16 protein-coding genes, 2 tRNA genes, 4 pseudogenes and 2 other annotated features are annotated in these 16,855 nt (G+C 59.4%); of the genes and pseudogenes, 6 read left to right on the top strand and 16 right to left on the bottom strand.

The window, feature by feature from the left end; genetic code table 11:
* Window positions 1-16: 16 nt before the first annotated feature.
* Window positions 17-1,567 (top strand): IS21 family transposase, encoded by a 1,551-nt coding sequence (gene istA, locus CXR29_RS04915; protein WP_009884100.1) that lies wholly within the window; start codon window positions 17-19, stop codon window positions 1,565-1,567.
* Window positions 1,564-2,310, top strand: a complete 747-nt coding sequence (locus CXR29_RS04910) for an ATP-binding protein (protein ID WP_009883781.1) — start codon at window positions 1,564-1,566, stop codon at window positions 2,308-2,310. Before istA (CXR29_RS04915) ends, CXR29_RS04910 begins: the two co-directional genes overlap by 4 nt.
* A gap of 103 nt (window positions 2,311-2,413) precedes the next feature.
* Here the strand turns inward: CXR29_RS04910 and CXR29_RS04905 are convergent, their stop codons facing one another.
* From CXR29_RS04905 to CXR29_RS18015, 11 genes and pseudogenes are all read right to left on the bottom strand, one after another.
* Window positions 2,414-2,965, bottom strand: a complete 552-nt coding sequence (locus CXR29_RS04905) for a tyrosine-type recombinase/integrase (RefSeq protein WP_127364052.1) — start codon at window positions 2,963-2,965, stop codon at window positions 2,414-2,416.
* Complete coding sequence (locus CXR29_RS04900) at window positions 2,962-3,918, bottom strand: tyrosine-type recombinase/integrase (protein ID WP_101644830.1); 957 nt, start codon at window positions 3,916-3,918, stop codon at window positions 2,962-2,964. Before CXR29_RS04900 ends, CXR29_RS04905 begins: the two co-directional genes overlap by 4 nt.
* A complete protein-coding gene (locus CXR29_RS04895) occupies window positions 3,915-4,793 on the bottom strand; it encodes a tyrosine-type recombinase/integrase (protein ID WP_338142542.1) in 879 nt (292 codons plus the stop codon). Before CXR29_RS04895 ends, CXR29_RS04900 begins: the two co-directional genes overlap by 4 nt.
* 25 nt (window positions 4,794-4,818) lie before the next feature.
* Window positions 4,819-6,011, bottom strand: a protein-coding gene (locus CXR29_RS04890) for an IS3 family transposase (RefSeq protein ID WP_127364050.1) whose coding sequence is annotated in 2 segments (ribosomal slippage) — window positions 4,819-5,724 and window positions 5,727-6,011 — 1,191 coding nt in all. Because the reading frame shifts where the segments join, the coding sequence is not laid out codon by codon here.
* A gap of 39 nt (window positions 6,012-6,050) precedes the next feature.
* Window positions 6,051-6,416 carry a hypothetical protein gene (locus tag CXR29_RS04885; protein ID WP_127364049.1) on the bottom strand — a complete coding sequence of 122 codons (366 nt, stop codon included), beginning with the start codon at window positions 6,414-6,416 and terminating at the stop codon, window positions 6,051-6,053.
* Between the two features lie 99 nt (window positions 6,417-6,515).
* Entirely contained in the window at window positions 6,516-7,163 is a 648-nt protein-coding gene (locus CXR29_RS04880; RefSeq protein WP_241241662.1) for an IS3 family transposase, read from the bottom strand.
* Window positions 7,086-7,214: a sequence feature (AL1L pseudoknot), on the bottom strand. Its footprint overlaps the gene before it by 78 nt.
* Window positions 7,175-7,486, bottom strand: a complete 312-nt coding sequence (locus tag CXR29_RS04875; RefSeq protein WP_009883477.1) for a transposase — start codon at window positions 7,484-7,486, stop codon at window positions 7,175-7,177. It overlaps the preceding feature by 40 nt.
* A 31-nt stretch (window positions 7,487-7,517) precedes the next feature.
* Window positions 7,518-8,192: pseudogene (gene istA, locus CXR29_RS04870) on the bottom strand (IS21 family transposase); the annotation flags it as partial.
* A 338-nt stretch (window positions 8,193-8,530) separates the two neighbouring features.
* Complete coding sequence (locus CXR29_RS17265; RefSeq protein WP_162619321.1) at window positions 8,531-8,707, bottom strand: hypothetical protein; 177 nt, start codon at window positions 8,705-8,707, stop codon at window positions 8,531-8,533.
* A 428-nt stretch (window positions 8,708-9,135) separates the two neighbouring features.
* Window positions 9,136-9,678, bottom strand: coding sequence for a hypothetical protein (locus CXR29_RS04865; protein ID WP_009885516.1), 543 nt, complete (start codon window positions 9,676-9,678; stop codon window positions 9,136-9,138).
* Entirely contained in the window at window positions 9,656-9,838 is a 183-nt protein-coding gene (locus tag CXR29_RS18015) for a polymorphic toxin type 35 domain-containing protein (RefSeq protein WP_267892197.1), read from the bottom strand. The genes CXR29_RS04865 and CXR29_RS18015 overlap by 23 nt, the downstream gene beginning before the upstream one ends.
* 234 nt (window positions 9,839-10,072) lie before the next feature.
* Between CXR29_RS18015 and CXR29_RS04855 the strand changes: the two are divergent.
* The 3 genes and pseudogenes from CXR29_RS04855 to CXR29_RS04845 all read left to right on the top strand — a co-directional run bounded on the left by CXR29_RS04855 (window position 10,073) and on the right by CXR29_RS04845 (window position 13,118).
* Window positions 10,073-11,373: pseudogene (locus tag CXR29_RS04855) on the top strand (ISL3 family transposase).
* Between the two features lie 125 nt (window positions 11,374-11,498).
* Window positions 11,499-12,799, top strand: a pseudogene (locus tag CXR29_RS04850) (ISL3 family transposase).
* A 154-nt stretch (window positions 12,800-12,953) separates the two neighbouring features.
* A complete protein-coding gene (locus CXR29_RS04845) occupies window positions 12,954-13,118 on the top strand; it encodes a helix-turn-helix domain-containing protein (protein ID WP_113717727.1) in 165 nt (54 codons plus the stop codon).
* A gap of 402 nt (window positions 13,119-13,520) precedes the next feature.
* On the opposite strand, the gene CXR29_RS04840 is transcribed toward CXR29_RS04845, so the two are convergent.
* The 3 genes from CXR29_RS04840 to CXR29_RS04825 all read right to left on the bottom strand — a co-directional run bounded on the left by CXR29_RS04840 (window position 13,521) and on the right by CXR29_RS04825 (window position 16,268).
* A protein-coding gene (locus CXR29_RS04840) for an IS3 family transposase (RefSeq protein ID WP_373270471.1) occupies window positions 13,521-14,755 on the bottom strand; the annotation gives its coding sequence in 2 pieces (ribosomal slippage) (window positions 13,521-14,470 and window positions 14,470-14,755; 1,236 coding nt in all).
* Window positions 14,349-14,477 (bottom strand) — a sequence feature (AL1L pseudoknot). It overlaps the preceding gene by 129 nt.
* A gap of 401 nt (window positions 14,756-15,156) precedes the next feature.
* Window positions 15,157-16,011 (bottom strand): hypothetical protein, encoded by an 855-nt coding sequence (locus CXR29_RS04830; RefSeq protein ID WP_127364047.1) that lies wholly within the window; start codon window positions 16,009-16,011, stop codon window positions 15,157-15,159.
* On the bottom strand, window positions 16,008-16,268 hold the full coding sequence (locus tag CXR29_RS04825; RefSeq protein ID WP_096158417.1) for a helix-turn-helix domain-containing protein: 261 nt from the start codon (window positions 16,266-16,268) through the stop codon (window positions 16,008-16,010). Before CXR29_RS04825 ends, CXR29_RS04830 begins: the two co-directional genes overlap by 4 nt.
* 89 nt (window positions 16,269-16,357) lie before the next feature.
* On the opposite strand from CXR29_RS04825, the pseudogene CXR29_RS18010 reads away from it, so the two are divergent.
* Window positions 16,358-16,618, top strand: a pseudogene (locus CXR29_RS18010) (helix-turn-helix domain-containing protein); the annotation flags it as partial.
* Window positions 16,619-16,665: 47 nt separating this feature from the next.
* Here the strand turns inward: CXR29_RS18010 and CXR29_RS04815 are convergent.
* Window positions 16,666-16,742: transfer RNA gene (locus CXR29_RS04815), tRNA-Met, on the bottom strand.
* Window positions 16,743-16,769: 27 nt separating this feature from the next.
* Window positions 16,770-16,842 (bottom strand) — tRNA-Thr (locus tag CXR29_RS04810).
* Window positions 16,843-16,855: the final 13 nt, after the last annotated feature.

Genomic DNA, 16,855 nt, shown 5'->3' with positions numbered 1-16,855 from the left:
CGAAAGGAGATTATCAATGGTACGCAAGATCAGGGCCAAGCTGGTGTTACAGCTTCGAGCCGAGGGGCTCTCGGGCAGAGCGATCGCTGGCTCCCAGGCAATGTCACGCAAATCGGTCACGCAGGTCCTCGAGGCCGCCGACGCTGCGGGACTCGGGTGGGATGATGTCAAGGACCGTGCTGACAGTGAAGTGTATGGCCTCCTGTTTCCGGGCCGCGGGGACCATCACAGCGTGTTCGCCCAACCTGACTGGAAGGCAATCCATAAGGAAATGGCCCGGGTCGGGGTGACGCTGAAGCTCCTCCATGGCGAGTACGCCGATGAGTGCGCTGCGGCTGGTGATCCGGCGATGAGTTATGACCGGTTCTGCCGCACCTATCAGCGCCACGTCCTCGTCACCGGTGCAGCTTCTCGTGTGGGACACAAAGCCGCCCAGACCATCGAGGTCGACTGGTCCGGTCCGACAATGCAACTGCACACGGGGGCAGACAAGCCGAAGACGGTCTATCTGTTCGTCGCGTGTCTGCCCTTCAGCAGGTACGCATTCGTGCACCCGAGCCTGGACATGAGTCAGGACTCGTGGCTCCGGGCGCATGTGGCGATGTTCACCGCTTTCGGCGGTTCAACACCGCGGATCGTGCCCGACAATCTCAAGACCGGAGTCATCACTCATCCTCGCGACGGTGAAATCGTGCTCAACGACGCCTATCGGGAAATGGCTGCCCACTATTCGGCTGCTGTTCTACCGGGCAGAATCAGGGCACCAAAAGACAAGGCGAGTGTTGAGAATACTGTTGGACATGTCGCCACATGGGTGATCGCAGGGCTACGTGACCGGCGGTTCACATCGCTGCCGACGTTGACGGCCGCGATCGAGGAGAGAGTCTGCGCTTATAATGCTGAACCTTTCCAGAAGCGGCCCGGATCCAGGCTCAGTGTCTTCACCACGGAGGAGGAACCGCTGTTGACACCGCTGCCGCAGGTGGCCTACGAGATCAGTCAGTGGATCTATGGGCGGCGTGTGGCCAGGAACGGGCATGTGAGCTGGGCGCGCAACTATTACTCGGTGCCGTTTGAGCACATCGGATCCAAAGTCGATCTGCGCATCACCGACCGCAGCCTCGAAGTCTACCGCGGGGACCAGCGAGTCACGACTCACCTGCTGCTGCCAGAGACTGCGGTCAATGAGTATCGCACGAATGATGCTGACCTTCCTGCTGGGGACAGATACCAGCAGTGGGACGCGGCCCGGATACGCCAATGGGCCGAGAGGATCGGGGCGTCGACGCTGGTCGTCATCAATCGCATCTTCGAGTCCGTAGCCATCGACGAGCAAGGGGTCAACCCGGCGTTGGCGGTGTTGAGACTCTCTCGCCGCTACTCTGCCGACCGGGTCGAAGCCGCTTGCCGGATTACGCTGGCGGGGCCGGTGCGGTCGCCACGGTATGCGCATGTGCAACCGCTCCTTGCCACCGGTCAGGACCAGACCAGACCCGCCCGGACCGAACCTGTCGAGCACGGCGGCTACGTCCGCGGTGCCTCCTACTATGCAGGAGGGACTCGGTGACTTCGATCGATACAGAGACCAAGCGCAAACTGCGCGAAATGGGCGCGATGGCCCTGCTGGAGGCACTCGAGGCCCAAGACGAGGATCTGACCATGGGAATGAGCTTCGACGAACGGTTGCGACTGGTCGTCGATGAAGCCCATTCGGTATTCAATCACGCCAAAATCGAGGGACTCATCCGCAGGGCCGGGTTGCGCTACCCGGCAGCCGACCTGCGTCAACTCGATAGGGTCGATGAACGCGGCCTGGATCGGAACGTGATCGCCCAGCTGGGGACCTGCAGTTTCATCGAGCGGGGCCAGAACGTCGTGTTCCAAGGGTTCACCGGTTCCGGGAAATCGTACCTGGGGTGCGCCTTGGCCAAACGGGCCTGCCAGCACCGGATCCGTGCGCACTATATTCGCATGCCTGATCTTGAAGAAGCTTGGGCGCAGGCGTTGGACAAACCGATGGGCACGACGAAGTTCTTGAAGAAGTACGCCGCGTTCAGCGTTCTCGTGATAGACGAATGGTTGCTCGATCATCCGGATGAGTCGATGCGCAGCATGCTGTTGGAACTGCTCGAACGCCGCTACGACTGTGCGTCGACGGTGTTCTGCACCCAGTATGCGAAGAAGGACTGGCATCAACGACTCGGATCCGGAGTCCACGCGGATGCGATCATGGACCGGATCGTGCACAACACGGTCTGGGTCGAGACCGGCAGTCACAACATGAGAGAACATGCTGCTTTGAACCCGTGACGATGAGCTGATGGGCGGCCAGTGGCCCCGAGGTCCACGGCTGCTGGCCCCCACAGGCAATATCGGTGGTCCCCAACCGCACGATCGGGTGGTCCCCAAAGCTTCAAATACTCAGGTGGACGTCGCTGCAGGTCAGTGTTGTGAGTTCGCTGACTCGTGCTGCTGTGTCGTAGAGGATGATCAGCATCATTTGGTTCCGCCATGACTTCACCGTCGTGGTGTCGAATGCCGACAGCAGGGCACTGGTGTGGTCGGTCGTGAGGTAGTCGACGGGGTTGACTGTGATGCGGGGTGGTTTCACATCGGCAATCGCTTTCGACGCCGCGACGAGGGTGAGATCTTCGGCCGCGCTGAAGGCGAGGAAGGCACGTAGCGCGGTCAATCGCAGCGTGACCGTGCGTGGAGCATATTTTTTCGTGGTGTTCATCCATTCGATCCAGGCTTTGACTCTTTCCCGTGTGCAGTCATCGAAGGTGATCGTTGTCCGTGGCCTGCCACCAACGGTGGTGAGGAAGATCAGGAAACATTCGAGACTGAGCCTGTAGGCGGTGATCGTCGCGGGCGAGCATTTACGAACGTTGGCCAGGTAGGAGTGGAGGAAGTTACGGGCGAAGACGAAGAAGTCAGGGGCACCAGTGATGGGGTTGTGTTTCATCGCGCGTCGGGTTCCGGGATGACCGTGTTCGCTGTTTTTCCTGCCAGCTCAGCATACGAGTCCATGAAGTCCGGGGAGGTGTGCACGTAATACAGAGTCGAATCGATTCCTGCATGCCCCATGTAGGCGCTGAGGTACGGCAACATGGTGTTGACGTCGGTGCCTTCGCGCATCCAGCGTTCAATATTGGCGTAGGCGAAATGGTGCCGGAAGTCGTAGGACCGTGGTCGGGGTCCTCCTGCTGGCCGGGCCAGGCCGGCGTGATCCCAGATACGGTTGAACATTACTCCGATCGATGAGGCGCTGAGACCGGCACCTGTGGACGAGACGAAGAACCGTTGGCGGTTGGGGAACTGAGAACGAGAGCGGCGGTGGCAAGAATCGAGAATGCCCATGACTGCGTCGGTGAGGGGGAGTTTGCGTTCCCGACCTGATTTCGATGTGGCGATCATGATGTGGCGATCGTTGAAGTCGACGTTTGCCGGGGTCAGCGCCCGGACTTCGCGGGTGCGTAGGCCGGCCGAGTGCATGAGGAGGAAGAATGCTGTGGCCTGCCATGCCCAGGGTGAGTGGGCTGGGACCGTTCGAGTCGCTGTGAAGAAGGCCTCGATGTCGGTACTGCTCATCAGGTACGGGGTGGAATGGACGATTCCGGCTTTCCACTCATCCCCGAGGACGTGGGCGCTTGGGTCACGGTGGATGCGCATCCATCGGCCGAAGTCACGGATGTAGGACATCCATGAGCGGTGAGTTGAGCAGTGAGTCAGTTCGTCGGCTACCCATCCTTCGACGGCGCCGCGGTCGAGTTTCGTGATCGAATGGCGTGTTGCCCATGTGTCGAAGTGACGTAGGTAGTAGATGCGCGAGTGTCCGGTCTTTCCGGTTCGTGCTTTGAAGTCGATGTAGGCGATCAGGTCGTCGGCGAATGAGCTGATGAAAATCGGGGGCTTCATGACTGTGCTCCTTTCGGGACGGGCAGGACGCAGTCGCGTAGACGATCGGCGTCGACGGTGTAGTACACGGTTGTTGAGGTCGGATCTGCGTGTCCGAGGACAGCAGAGATCGTGGGCAGTGGGGTGTTGGCCTTCAACAGCCTGGTCGCGGCGGTGTGGCGGAGGAACTGGGCACCGGCCGGATGGTCAATTCCTGCAGTGTTCAAGGTCTTCGTGATGATCACGTGGATGGCTGAGTGGTCGGTCAGTCGGGTGTGTGGAGCTTTCGTCCGCAGGAACACTTCGGGACTGGTGCTGGTTGGCCGTCCGCCCAGGACGTAGTCGGCTACACGTTGGCAGAGCAGGCTGGGCAGCGGCACGGTCAGTGGGTTGCCGGTTTTGTGTTGAATGATCCGCAGAGTGCGGTGGTGCCAGTCGAGATCGGTTAGTTTCATTCTGGTGATGTCGATCGCGCGCAGCCCTGTGGTCAGCGCGAGCAGAGTGATCGCGGCGTTCCTGGCCGGGGTTGAGGGTTTCTGGCATTCGGCGATGACCTGCTGGCATTGCTGATCGGTCAATGCAGGAATCACGGCATGATTCCGAGTGGCGTTGATCAGGCAGAGGGCGTCGATGAGGTCGGGGCGGTGGCTGTACTTGAAGAAGGGACGCAGATTCGACACTACCCAGGGAAACGAGGTGGATTTCCACCTGGCCAGGAGTGAGTCGAAGTGCGCGGTGACCGTGTCCGCGGTCGCGGCGTCGAGGGTAGTGATTGACTGGCCTTCGAGAAAGACGAGATAACTGCGGGTCGTGCGTGCGTAGTCATCGATCGTGGCGTCGGCGAGCCCACGTTGACGTATATGAGTCTCATACTCGGTGTAGCGATCGGGACTGATGCAAAGAAGGGTGACAGCGTGAGTGTCATGCTGCGAGAGCAGCTGGCTCTATGATTGCTTCGTATTCTACTGGTGTCAATCGACCCAACCGGGCTTGTCGGCGACGTCGGTGATATGTCCGCTCGATCCACGTCACGATCGCGATTCTCAGCTGCTCGCGAGTGGCCCACCTGCGACGGTCGAGAACGTTCTTCTGCAATAGAGCGAAGAACGATTCCATGGCCGCGTTATCGCCGGCCGCGCCGATCCTGCCCATCGATCCGACCAGGCCGTGGCGGGCCAGAGCACGGGTGAACTTCTTCGACCGGAATTGGCTTCCGCGATCGCTGTGCGTCACGCATCCGGCCACGTCGCCACCGCGACGGGCCACGGCCATCTCGAGGGCATCAACAGCCAACCGAGCCTTCATTCGGGCCCCGATGGAGTAGCCGACGATCCGCGAGGAGTAGACATCCTTGACCGCACACAAGTACAGCTTGCCCTCATCGGTGCGATGCTCAGTTATATCGGTCAACCACAGCTGATTCGGTCCATCGGCTCGGAACTCGTGCCTGGTGCGCCCATCGGCATCGACAACCACGCACAGGTCGTCGTGGACGGCCGGTCCCGGCCGCTTGCCGTTCTTGGCTCGGGCCTTTCCGAAGACCGAGAACCACGAGTTGGCCGAGCACAGCCGCCACGCGGTGCGAACCGCCATCGGTTCGCCGGCAGCCTCGGCCTCATCGGCCAGGTACCGGTACCCGAACTCCGGGTCATCGGCATGGGCGTCGAAGAGGGCATTGGCCCGATAGGCTTCGACGACGTCAGCTTCAGGGACCGGAGTGGCCAGCCACCGGTAATAGGGCTGGCGTGAGAGCTTCAAGACCCGGCACGACACCGCCACGGGGATACCGTCGGCGGCGAGCTCTCTCACGAGCGGGTAGAGCCTTTTGACGGCAGGTTCGCCTGTGACAGATAGGCGGCCGCGCGGCGCAGGACCTCGTTCTCCTGCTCAAGCAGACGGTTGCGCCGACGCATCTCTCGTAGTTCTGCGGACTCGTCGCTGGTGTTGCCGGGTTTGTTGCCGGCATCGATGTCTGCTTGGCGGATCCATTTGTTGATGGTGCCTTCGTGGACTCCGAAGTCCTTGGCGATCTGTCCGATCGTTGTCTTAGAATCCCTGGTCTGGACGACGCGGATGACGTCATCGCGGAATTCTTTCGGGTAGGGCTGTGGCATGGTGTCCATCCTTCCAGACTTGCTATCGAACAAGCCAGACTAGATGTCACCTAACCCTGCATCAGTCCCATCCGCGAGATCGTGGCTGGTTGGCCAGCGGCCGCCGCCACCTCTTGTTCGGTGGGAGAGCACGATGGTGCTGGTTTCGAGGTAGGTGTTGACGAGGTGGATGAGTCGGGAGAAGTCGAAGTGGCGTTGAGCACTGAATTTCCCTGTTTGGGGACTGGTCGTCAGTCCGGCGAATCTGTTCCCGAGTTCGGGAGTGTAGACACCACCGTGCGTGTCGATGTAAGTGGTGAGCTTGGTGATCGTTTTCTGGTAGTTGGTGATGGTGGATTCTTGGTAGTTGGCATCGCGGAGCGCTGCAATCACGATGTCGCCGAGTTCGGGGACCGAGTGTTCCATGACCGTGTCCTTCCTCGTCGTTGAGGCCGATGGATACGGTAGAGCTTATGGAACGGAGCCTAGATTAACCCGAGGAATGAGCGCGAATACCTGGACTGGTCAGGCCAAATATTGATTTTTCGGGTTAACGAAAACCTCGGCATAATCGCTGTGGTGGACAAGCCCGGAGACATCTTCACCACCCCTATATTTCGCCGCCAGAGCCATCGTCAGAGCGTCCCTGGCCAGAGACTCCCGCATATGGTTCGTCACCTGCCAGCCGACGATCTCCCGGTGGAACACATCAAGGATGAACGTCGTGTACACCCACCCAGCAGACGTCGGAACATAGGTGATGTCAGCGACCCATAGACAATTGGGTGCCGGTGCTGCGAACTCACGCTCGACAAGATCATCCGGACACTCCTCAGCCCTAGCCGAAGCCGTCTTCGGACGCTTCCGCTTCCGCCGGATCCCGTCGATGCCCAACTGGCGCATCAACCGCTCCACCGTGCACCGAGCAACATGCCCGAACCGATCGGTGTACTCGCGGTTGATCGCCTTCCACATCTTCCGCACCCCGTAGCAGGAGTAGTTCGCCTCATAGACGTCCTGGATCACCACCATCAGCGCCTGATCCCGACGGGCCCTAGCCGATGGCTGACGCTTCTTGAACGCGTAATACGAGCTCACAGCAATCCGTGCCGCCGTCCTCTTCAGGGCGCGCACGATTGGCTCGACTCCGAACTCGTCGCGATGATCGTCGATGAAGGTGACGATTACTTTGATGGGCGGTCGAGCTCCGCCGCGAAGAAAGCCGAGGCACGGCGAAGAATCTCGTTTGCCCGTTTCGATTCAGCCAACTCAGCCCGCAACCTACGGTTCTCAGCCTCAAGATCAACGGAGTCCGCCGGCGTCGCTGTGCCCGAGTCTTTGTGCTTACGCACCCACACCCGCAGCGCTTCCTTGCTCACCCCGAGCTCTTTGGCTACACGGGCAATCGCTCCGTTTGCGGTGTTCGGATCCGCTTGAGCATGGATGACGAGCTCGACGGCACGAGCCTTGAGCTCGTCGGTGTACTTCACTGGCATGAGAGAATCTCCTTCTTCCAATCTCCCTGCCTCTATTATCCCCGGGGCGATTCAGATCCTTCCCGTGCAAGACCGTGGTGACGGCGGCGGTGAGGTTGTCGTAGCGGATATGCCTGGTCGGGATACCGCCGAGAGTTTCGAAGGCGTCGATGTGGCCTTCGAGGAAGGCTTCTTGCCCGCAGGTCGGGTAAACACGGTGGATGGCTTTGCCGGAGTGGGAGAGTCGGTAGACGAACATGTGACACTTCGTTCTCACTCCGTCGAGGATGATCCAGACTTCCCCGAAATCGACCTCAGCTTCAGCACCAGGGGCATGGTGTTGGGGGATGAAGACTTCTTTACGCCTGCCGGCCGCGGTATCGATTTCTGCCCGGCGGACGCGCACGTAGTCGCGGACGGTTGAGTATGAGAGTCCCGCGGCTGCGTGTTCGTCGATGAGCCGGTTCAGGATCCGGGTTGCTGTGTGGCGTTGTTTCCTGGGCGCGTCGAGGTCCGAGCGCAGCATGGTATCGATCGCGGGCTTGTAAGGATCAAGCTTCGGCGACGACCTAGCCGGGGGCTTTCTGGCTGGTGGTTCAGCACTGTCGAGGGCTTGGCGGATGGTGCGGCGGTGGACGTTGTGGCGTTTGGCGAGAGCTCGGATCGAGAGTCCTTCGATGCGGGCGTCGCGGCGGATGGTGGCGAAGAGTTCCACTCGTGACTCCAAGGTGGTGGCCCCGTTCTGTTGAACCAGTAGGTTCTTCTAGGTTCGGGTGGGGCCAGTTGTGGCCGTCGCAACACCATCGGCGAGTCGCGGGTGGGGCCAGATGAAACCGTCATGCCGGGGCCACTTCACACTGTCATAACCAAATCCCAGACCGAGTCTGGTGTCAGGATGATCCGGCCGTAAATGAACTTCTCACAGCTCACTGCTACCAAAGCTGCCAGCAGGCATAGGGTGATGCGAAACAGGTGGTGTACCACTACGCTCCCTCGTCTGGTCTTCGGAGTCACGTCGACTTCGATGACAATCAGGCCATCGCCGCGTTCAGGGGCAGCGAGGACTTATTCTGCGGATTGCGGGTTCTCGTTCTTCTGCTCGACCCGTTTGGCCAGTTCGAGGTCGAGCAGGTTGTTGACCTTGAGCAGAACAATCAAACCGAGCACCAGCAATGAGAGCACCAGGCCACCGCTGAGCACATAAACCCCGACGATCACAAAACTAAACACATCCATGGTCATGGGACTATACCGGCTACCTAGCCACAACGGAGGTGAAAATTCATCAGCTCGAGTTCTCGGACAGCCATATCGTGAACGGAGGTTCGACGGAACGTGTCCTTCCTCGGCAAGCAACGACAACGGGCTTGAAGCGTCAGTGATTGTCGCGGTAGTTGGTCACGAATATGTGACCTCCAAGACGAATTCGGTGGAGCCGGTCACGACGGGCGGAAATGTCTACCGGGTATCCCCGCTCACCGAATCCGTCCAAGAACTGGACTAGATTGCGAACGAAACTGTCAAGGACGGCACCACCTAGACGCTGGAAAGTCGCCCTCTCGATCTGCGAAGCCGATTTCGTCAGCTGTCTGCACAAACTCCAACAGCCGCACCCACAAGGGCGGGACCGTAGATTTGCGGCCCCGCCCTTGTGGGTTTAAAGCTAGCTCCTATTCGTCCGACTCGATTTCATCAGCGTTCTGCTGTAGCTTCGCTAGCTGCTGAGCCTGTGAGGTCAAATCGTCAGACATCTGAGCCAACGGACCGTCAGCAAGTTCTGTCACCCGCGCGGCGAAGGCCTCATTGAAACTAGTATCGGGGCCTCCAGCAAGATCCTTCACGTAGGAAAGATGCTTGCTAATTACACGAACGGCATCCGCAGAAGCTTCTAAGAGCCTGGTCGTGAACCGGTCTTCCGCATGTGGCAGAACCACTAAATCGTTGCTGTAAACACCGTCGATGGCGACAAGCGCGGCAAGTACTTCTACTGGGTCGAGCGAAGAAACCCACCGCCAAATGAACCGATCACGGATCTCTTCGAAATTGTGCACGGGGCTCCCAGTATCTTCGAACCCTTCGACAAGGGCATAGGCGACGTCCTTTATCGACATAGCGCCCGCAAGCTGCAACGCACTGTCAAGTGAGCCCTTTTCCGCAGCGACGATCGCCTCAGTCAGTGCCTGTGCGCTATCACGGTTTACCCCACCAGCCATTACTGATCTTCCCACCCTTCTTCGCATATGTGACAACTATGTACTTACCCTTGTAGGGAAGGACAGCCTGCATTCCGTTCGCACCACGTTTCGAGTGCTTGCCGTTAGCCATAGCACGAGACATTAAGTTCGCAATTTTCGATCGCGAGGTGCCGCCAATCTTCCCCCAGTTGTGCTTCTTCGCCCGGATATGCTTCCAGGTGTTCGCGTTGGCCTTCTGAAGAAGGTACTTGGAGGTGGCCTTCTTGATCTTCGACTTCCCTATTTGCTTGATCGCTGCTTTAATGGCTCTTCGCAGTTGAGGGTGTAGAACCGGTGCGCGTCGCTACACAGAAATAGGTCGAGGCCTTTCGAAGATGGAATTTCCTAGACAAACCATCCGAAAGACCTCGACGTGCACCACCTTACGTTCTCCACCCCTGACCTCACCACGTTCTGCCACCTCGACACACTCGGCCTGCACTGCACGGGCCAACACGTCACCGATTCAGAAACAGTTCTCCTGTGCACCCCAACCACTGACGATGAGTGGTGCCACCGATGCGGCGGACATGGCCGGCCCCGCGATACTGTGACCCGGAAATTGGCTCACGAACCCTTCGGGCACCGTCCCACCACCCTGCTCATCCGACTCCGTCGCTACAAGTGCGAACTCTGTGGGCGCGTGTGGCGCCATGACACCGACCAAGCAGCCCCAGCCAGGGCCAAGATCTCGCGCACCGGACTCGCATGGGCTTTGAAAGCACTCGTTGTCGATCACGCCACGATCTCCGTCATCGCGGCCAAGCTCGCTGTATCCTGGCACACCGCTAATGACGCGATCCTGGCCGAAGGACATCGGGCTCTCATCGACGATCCTTCCCGGTTCGATAACGTGAGCGTCATCGGCGTCGACGAACATGTCTGGCGGCACACCAGACGGGGTGACAAGTACGTGACCGTGATCATCGATCTCACCCCGATCCGCGATCAGACAGGACCAGCGAGATTGCTGGACATGGTTGAGGGACGATCGAAGGCCGTGTTCAATCGTGGCTGGCCCGGCAGTCGAAGGCCTTCCGCGATGGAATCGAGGTCGTGGCGATGGATGGGTTCACCGGGTTCAAGACCGCTGCTGTCGAAGAGCTGCCGGCCGCGGTGGAAGTGATGGATCCCTTCCATGTCGTCAAGCTCGCCGGGGACAGTCTGGACGAGGTCCGCAGGCGTGTTCAGCAGGAAACGACCGGGCACCGCGGGAAGAAGGGCGACCCGTTGTATCAGGCCCGGCGGACTCTGCACACCGGGTGTCAGTTACTCACCGAGCGGCAGCAGCAACGGATCGTCGCTCTCTTTGCTGATGAGAATCATGCTGATGTGGAGGTGACCTGGAGCGTGTTCCAAGACATCAGCACCGCCTACCGCAACCCGGACCGAACCGCGGGGAAGAAGTCGCTGCAGTCGATCATCGACTCCATCTCGTCCGGGGTGCCTGCTGGTCTTGTTGAGCTGCGCCGGCTGGGGCGGACGTTGAAGAAGCGGGCTATGGATGTGTTGGCGTATTTCGATCGGCCGGGGACGTCGAACGGTCCGACGGAAGCATTGAACGGCAGGCTGGAACACCTACGTGGATCGGCGCTGGGGTTCCGGAACCTCACCCACTACATCGCCCGAAGCTTGCTCGAGACGGGAGGATTCAGACCCCGATTACACCCCTAACTGCGAAGAGCCGCTTTGGCTCTTCGCAGTTGAGGGTGTAGAACCGGTGCGCGTCGCTACACAGAAATAGGTCGAGGCCTTTCGAAGATGGAATTTCCTAGACAAACCATCCGAAAGACCTCGACGTGCACCACCTTACGTTCTCCACCCCTGACCTCACCACGTTCTGCCACCTCGACACACTCGGCCTGCACTGCACGGGCCAACACGTCACCGATTCAGAAACAGTTCTCCTGTGCACCCCAACCACTGACGATGAGTGGTGCCACCGATGCGGCGGACATGGCCGGCCCCGCGATACTGTGACCCGGAAATTGGCTCACGAACCCTTCGGGCACCGTCCCACCACCCTGCTCATCCGACTCCGTCGCTACAAGTGCGAACTCTGTGGGCGCGTGTGGCGCCATGACACCGACCAAGCAGCCCCAGCCAGGGCCAAGATCTCGCGCACCGGACTCGCATGGGCTTTGAAAGCACTCGTTGTCGATCACGCCACGATCTCCGTCATCGCGGCCAAGCTCGCTGTATCCTGGCACACCGCTAATGACGCGATCCTGGCCGAAGGACATCGGGCTCTCATCGACGATCCTTCCCGGTTCGATAACGTGAGCGTCATCGGCGTCGACGAACATGTCTGGCGGCACACCAGACGGGGTGACAAGTACGTGACCGTGATCATCGATCTCACCCCGATCCGCGATCAGACAGGACCAGCGAGATTGCTGGACATGGTTGAGGGACGATCGAAGGCCGTGTTCAATCGTGGCTGGCCCGGCAGTCGAAGGCCTTCCGCGATGGAATCGAGGTCGTGGCGATGGATGGGTTCACCGGGTTCAAGACCGCTGCTGTCGAAGAGCTGCCGGCCGCGGTGGAAGTGATGGATCCCTTCCATGTCGTCAAGCTCGCCGGGGACAGTCTGGACGAGGTCCGCAGGCGTGTTCAGCAGGAAACGACCGGGCACCGCGGGAAGAAGGGCGACCCGTTGTATCAGGCCCGGCGGACTCTGCACACCGGGTGTCAGTTACTCACCGAGCGGCAGCAGCAACGGATCGTCGCTCTCTTTGCTGATGAGAATCATGCTGATGTGGAGGTGACCTGGAGCGTGTTCCAAGACATCAGCACCGCCTACCGCAACCCGGACCGAACCGCGGGGAAGAAGTCGCTGCAGTCGATCATCGACTCCATCTCGTCCGGGGTGCCTGCTGGTCTTGTTGAGCTGCGCCGGCTGGGGCGGACGTTGAAGAAGCGGGCTATGGATGTGTTGGCGTATTTCGATCGGCCGGGGACGTCGAACGGTCCGACGGAAGCATTGAACGGCAGGCTGGAACACCTACGTGGATCGGCGCTGGGGTTCCGGAACCTCACCCACTACATCGCCCGAAGCTTGCTCGAGACGGGAGGATTCAGACCCCGATTACACCCCTAACTGCGAAGAGCCACCTTACTTCCATCGCCGAGGAGATCCGCGCAGTCGCCGCCGGTGCGGTGGTCCTGCTCATCAGCGACGATGAGTACCGGCTCGCCCTGGCCGCTGATGCCGAACTCACGTTATGTGCGCTCGATTGACTGACGATGGTGACATGGATCTGGTGCCGGCCACGAGGATCGATCTTGAGGCCTATCTTGCCGTGGTGAAAAACGGAAGCATCGGGGCCGCTGCGCAGGAGCTTTGCTTTTCCGGAGCTTCGGTGCCGGCGCGGATCGGCGTGCGTGAAGTGGTCAGTCACTATGCCACTTGCCGATAAATTTCGTGAACACGTTGGCCATACCCCGATCGATCGATGCTTTAACCAGTCCCATGGCAGAAACGCGCGGATATCTTGGTCAGATCCTCGTCGGCGCTCTTGCAGCTGTGTTGGGAACAGGGATCGTCGCTGGGGTTGTGGCGCTCAGTAGGGCACTGCTGTGGATCGAATTCCACCATGTTCCGCATTTCTTTGTTTCTGGAACCAGAAACACTGGCGCTCCAGCCTTTAAATCACCCTCAACCTTGTGTGTGGGTCAAAATCGATCGATCTTGACCGACAACGAATCGTACTCTTATTGCCTGCAAGATGCTTCGATGAGCGGCGGTCTATTGGCAGCGCTGTCAAGCCCCGTGTTTGATGGAGAGTTTTCTACTTGGAATTCATCGGCTCACCCACGAGCTACGCAGCCCGTGGCATCGTGCTGAGATGATCGGCTCGGAACGCGGCGGGAGTCGCCCCACCAAGTGCTCCGTGGGGCCGGTACGTGTTGAACCAGTGCACCCACTGCGCCGTGGCGATCTCGACATCATCAATACCTTTCCAGGGACCCTTGTTCCGGATGAGTTCGGCCTTATAGAGTGAATTCAGCGCTTCAGCGAGGGCGTTATCGTATGAATCTCCTTTCGACCCGACAGACGCGACTGCGTCTTGCTCAGCCAGGGCCTCGCCATAGCGAATCGCTCGATACTGGACCCCGCGGTCCGAGTGATGCACCAGCCCAGACAGGTCGTGACCAGCACGTTTACGCTGATAGATCCCCATCTGCAAAGCGTCAAGAGCCAACTCGGTATGCAACGACCTCGAGACCTGCCAGCCGACGATCTCGCGATTGAACACGTCGGTGACGAACGCGACGTAGACCCACCCTGTGAACGTGTGCACATAGGTGATATCGGCCACCCACAGCCGGTCAGGAGCGAAGGCTTCGAAGTGCCGATCGACGAGATCGGCCGGGCAGTTCTCCCGCGGTGCTGACCTCGTAGTGTTCGGTGCCTTGGCCCTCTTGATCCCGTGTAGATCGAGGTCTCTCATCAGGCGCTCGATCGTGCAACGGGCCACATGCCCGCGACCATGCGAGTCAGGTTCGCGGTTGAGCACGATATGCATCTTCCTGGCTCCGAACGCATCGTAATTCTTCCCGTGCACAGTGCTGATCTCTTCTTTCAATACCTCGTCACGTTTCTGTCGAGCCGAGGCTGGTCGATGTTTGCGGGCATAGTAGGTACTCGGAGCGATCTTCACGCCGGCAGCACGCAGCGTGGCACAGATCGGCTCGACTCCGAGTTCGTCCTTGTGCTCGTCGATATACGAGCAGACTACTTCGAGGGGCGGTCGAGCTCCGCCGCGAAAAAAGCCGAGGCCGACTTCAGGATTTGGTTGGCCCGGCGCAGTTCCCGATTCTCCTTCTCGAGGTCCTTGATGCGCTGGGCTTCAGCGGTGGTAGTGCCGGGGCGGTCGCCGGCATCGACCTGGTCCTGATTGACCCAGGACCGCAGTGTTTCTGGGTTCACACCGAGTTGGTCGCCGATCCGGCGGAAGACGCCGCGGCGGGCACCAGGGTCAGCTTCGAGGGCGTCGAGGACCATGCGGACTGCTCGTTCGCGTAGCTCGAGGGGGTACTTCTTTTGGGGCATGACAGGGAAGTCCTTTCCGTGGCTTCACTGTCTCCATTATTCCCGGGGCGAATCAAAACTCCGCCTTGCCCGTTGTCACCGTCGTAGACGACGCAGGTGATCGTCCGCCCGTCTTCGAGGACGATGGGTTCTTCGTGCAGTCCTTGCCCGTCGCCTCGTTCATCAACAACCGAGGGGTCGTTAGTCTCGTTAGATTCGTCTTCGGGAGCGTCCTCGACCTTGGTGGGCTGGCATCCCGCCAATGCGGCGGTCAGGATCACTGTTGCCAGAAGAACGATCGGCCTTTTCACGGATGTGGTCTTCATGGGTCTTCCAATCACTTGGTCTTCGTGGTCGTGATCTGCTTCATCACGAACGGTTCGATTTCAGGGATCTTCACCACTTGGTCTCCGACGACGGGGTCATCCCCGGCCCCGGTCGATGACTTGGAGGTTCGTCATGGTCTTCTTGATAGACCCGACTGTGTCCGAGTGGGTCAGCGCGGCCTGGAACGTGGGTGCCGGCTGGGTTGCCATAGCGGAGAGCAGATCGGAGAGGACGCCGAGGGCATCGGCGACATCCCGGCCAAGATCTTCAACCTTGTCGGCTTCGAGAGTCGCGAGGTCGGACACTCCCCCGCTGAACGCAACTTCGAGGAGCTTTGACTGTTTCTTCACCATCGGCAGGGGTGCCGCTGCTCCGTAGTGGAGTTCCCGGATCGCACGCACGACATGCTCGCGGCCAGGAGTGTTGCTCGACTCAGTGAGATCCACGGAGGCGGGTTCGAGACCAGACGTAGAAGCGAGACCGAAGTCTTCCGTCTCGTCTTCGTCGATAACTTCAGCATCAACGATGTGCTCGTCCGATGGAGATTCAGGTGCTGGTTTCGGCATTGCCGCGGGACGAGCTTTCCCGTCCAAGCCGATCACCCGAGAGTCATCGTCAACTGTGCCATTTGGCACAGTTGAGTTCTCCACCCGCCGTGCCACGGTACGAGGGGCCATATCAACCGCTGACGCGATGCCTCTGGTTGACATTCCTGCTGCTCTAAGCTCACCGATCACTTGCTCTTCCAGCTCGCGCGGTGGCCGCAAACTCACATCTCGAAATTCCTCATCGAGGTAGTCCTGCCACGACTCGTACCCGAGTGCCAGCCAAATTCTTCCCTTCCAAGCGGTAACGATCTTGGTCTGTAGCGATCCGTAGTCGGCCTTGATCTCCTCTGTAAACTCTCGAGCTTCCGCCTCAGAAAAAGTGCTGACGAGTTCCGTGCTCATGAGGCTTTCACCGCCTTAGCATCACCGTTTGGTGCAAACGGGTCCTCTTCGGCCCCATCTAGAAGCGTCGCCAACGGGATATCCCAGGCTTTGGCCAATTTCAGCAACTCACCGAGTTTCCAATCCACGGCACCGTGTAGGCGTTTGGAAATGTTGTTCTGGGAGATTTCCAGAATCTCGGCTACATCCAGCTGGCGCAGTTCGCGCCTCCCCATCTCGGCCATCACGTTGGCCCTAACTTGCTTCGAATACCTCATACTCTCACCGTATACTGTGACCGTATACGCCTGCAAGGACCCGAACTACGTTTTCGACGTTTCGCATACGCGCAGTGGTTTACCGCCAGATGCTGAGCGTATACAGTAGGACCATGACGATACAGAGCGAGGAACAAACTGCAGTTTCTGAAAACGAGCGCATTGGGCTCGAGGTGCGGGCCTGGATGGTTCGGAAACAGTTGAAGCAGGCAGACGTTGCGCAGCTCCTAGGCTTCGCGCAAAAGAATGTCTCTAATCGGCTGAGGGGTCAGATCCCATTCCGAATTGATGAACTGTTGGCGATCGCCAACTACATGGACATCACGCTGGCTCAACTGCTGGGGAACGAGATTGTGAATGAGAAGAACCCCCATCCAGTGGATGGAGGTTCTTCGAATGGTAGCGGGAGGGGGACTCGATCCCCCGACCTCACGATTATGAGTCGTGCGCTCTAACCAGCTGAGCTACCCCGCCCCAGCGCCGCATTCTAGGCGGCACGAGAGCCCCGAAAGGGAATCGAACCCTTGACCTTCTCCTTACCATGGAGATGCTCTGCCGACTGAGCTATCGGGGCAACAGGTAAGAAT

This window comes from Brevibacterium linens, from assembly GCF_003999335.1.
In the GTDB taxonomy this organism is placed as follows: Bacteria; Actinomycetota; Actinomycetes; order Actinomycetales; family Brevibacteriaceae; genus Brevibacterium; species Brevibacterium linens.
The sequence above is the reverse complement of the archived record's forward strand: the minus strand, read 5'-3'. Positions and strand labels throughout refer to the sequence as shown.

Excerpts from the sequence above, each read along its gene's own strand:
- istA (WP_009884100.1), top strand. The coding sequence starts at position 17 with ATGGTACGCAAGATCAGGGCCAAGCTGGTGTTACAGCTTCGAGCCGAG.
- CXR29_RS04905 (WP_127364052.1), bottom strand. The coding sequence starts at position 2,965 with ATGAAACACAACCCCATCACTGGTGCCCCTGACTTCTTCGTCTTCGCC.
- CXR29_RS04900 (WP_101644830.1), bottom strand. The coding sequence starts at position 3,918 with ATGAAGCCCCCGATTTTCATCAGCTCATTCGCCGACGACCTGATCGCC.
- CXR29_RS04885 (WP_127364049.1), bottom strand. The coding sequence starts at position 6,416 with ATGGAACACTCGGTCCCCGAACTCGGCGACATCGTGATTGCAGCGCTC.
- CXR29_RS04875 (WP_009883477.1), bottom strand. The coding sequence starts at position 7,486 with ATGCCAGTGAAGTACACCGACGAGCTCAAGGCTCGTGCCGTCGAGCTC.
- CXR29_RS17265 (WP_162619321.1), bottom strand. The coding sequence starts at position 8,707 with ATGACCATGGATGTGTTTAGTTTTGTGATCGTCGGGGTTTATGTGCTC.
- CXR29_RS04865 (WP_009885516.1), bottom strand. The coding sequence starts at position 9,678 with ATGGCTGGTGGGGTAAACCGTGATAGCGCACAGGCACTGACTGAGGCG.
- CXR29_RS04845 (WP_113717727.1), top strand. The coding sequence starts at position 12,954 with ATGGATCTGGTGCCGGCCACGAGGATCGATCTTGAGGCCTATCTTGCC.
- CXR29_RS04830 (WP_127364047.1), bottom strand. The coding sequence starts at position 16,011 with ATGAGCACGGAACTCGTCAGCACTTTTTCTGAGGCGGAAGCTCGAGAG.
- CXR29_RS04825 (WP_096158417.1), bottom strand. The coding sequence starts at position 16,268 with ATGAGGTATTCGAAGCAAGTTAGGGCCAACGTGATGGCCGAGATGGGG.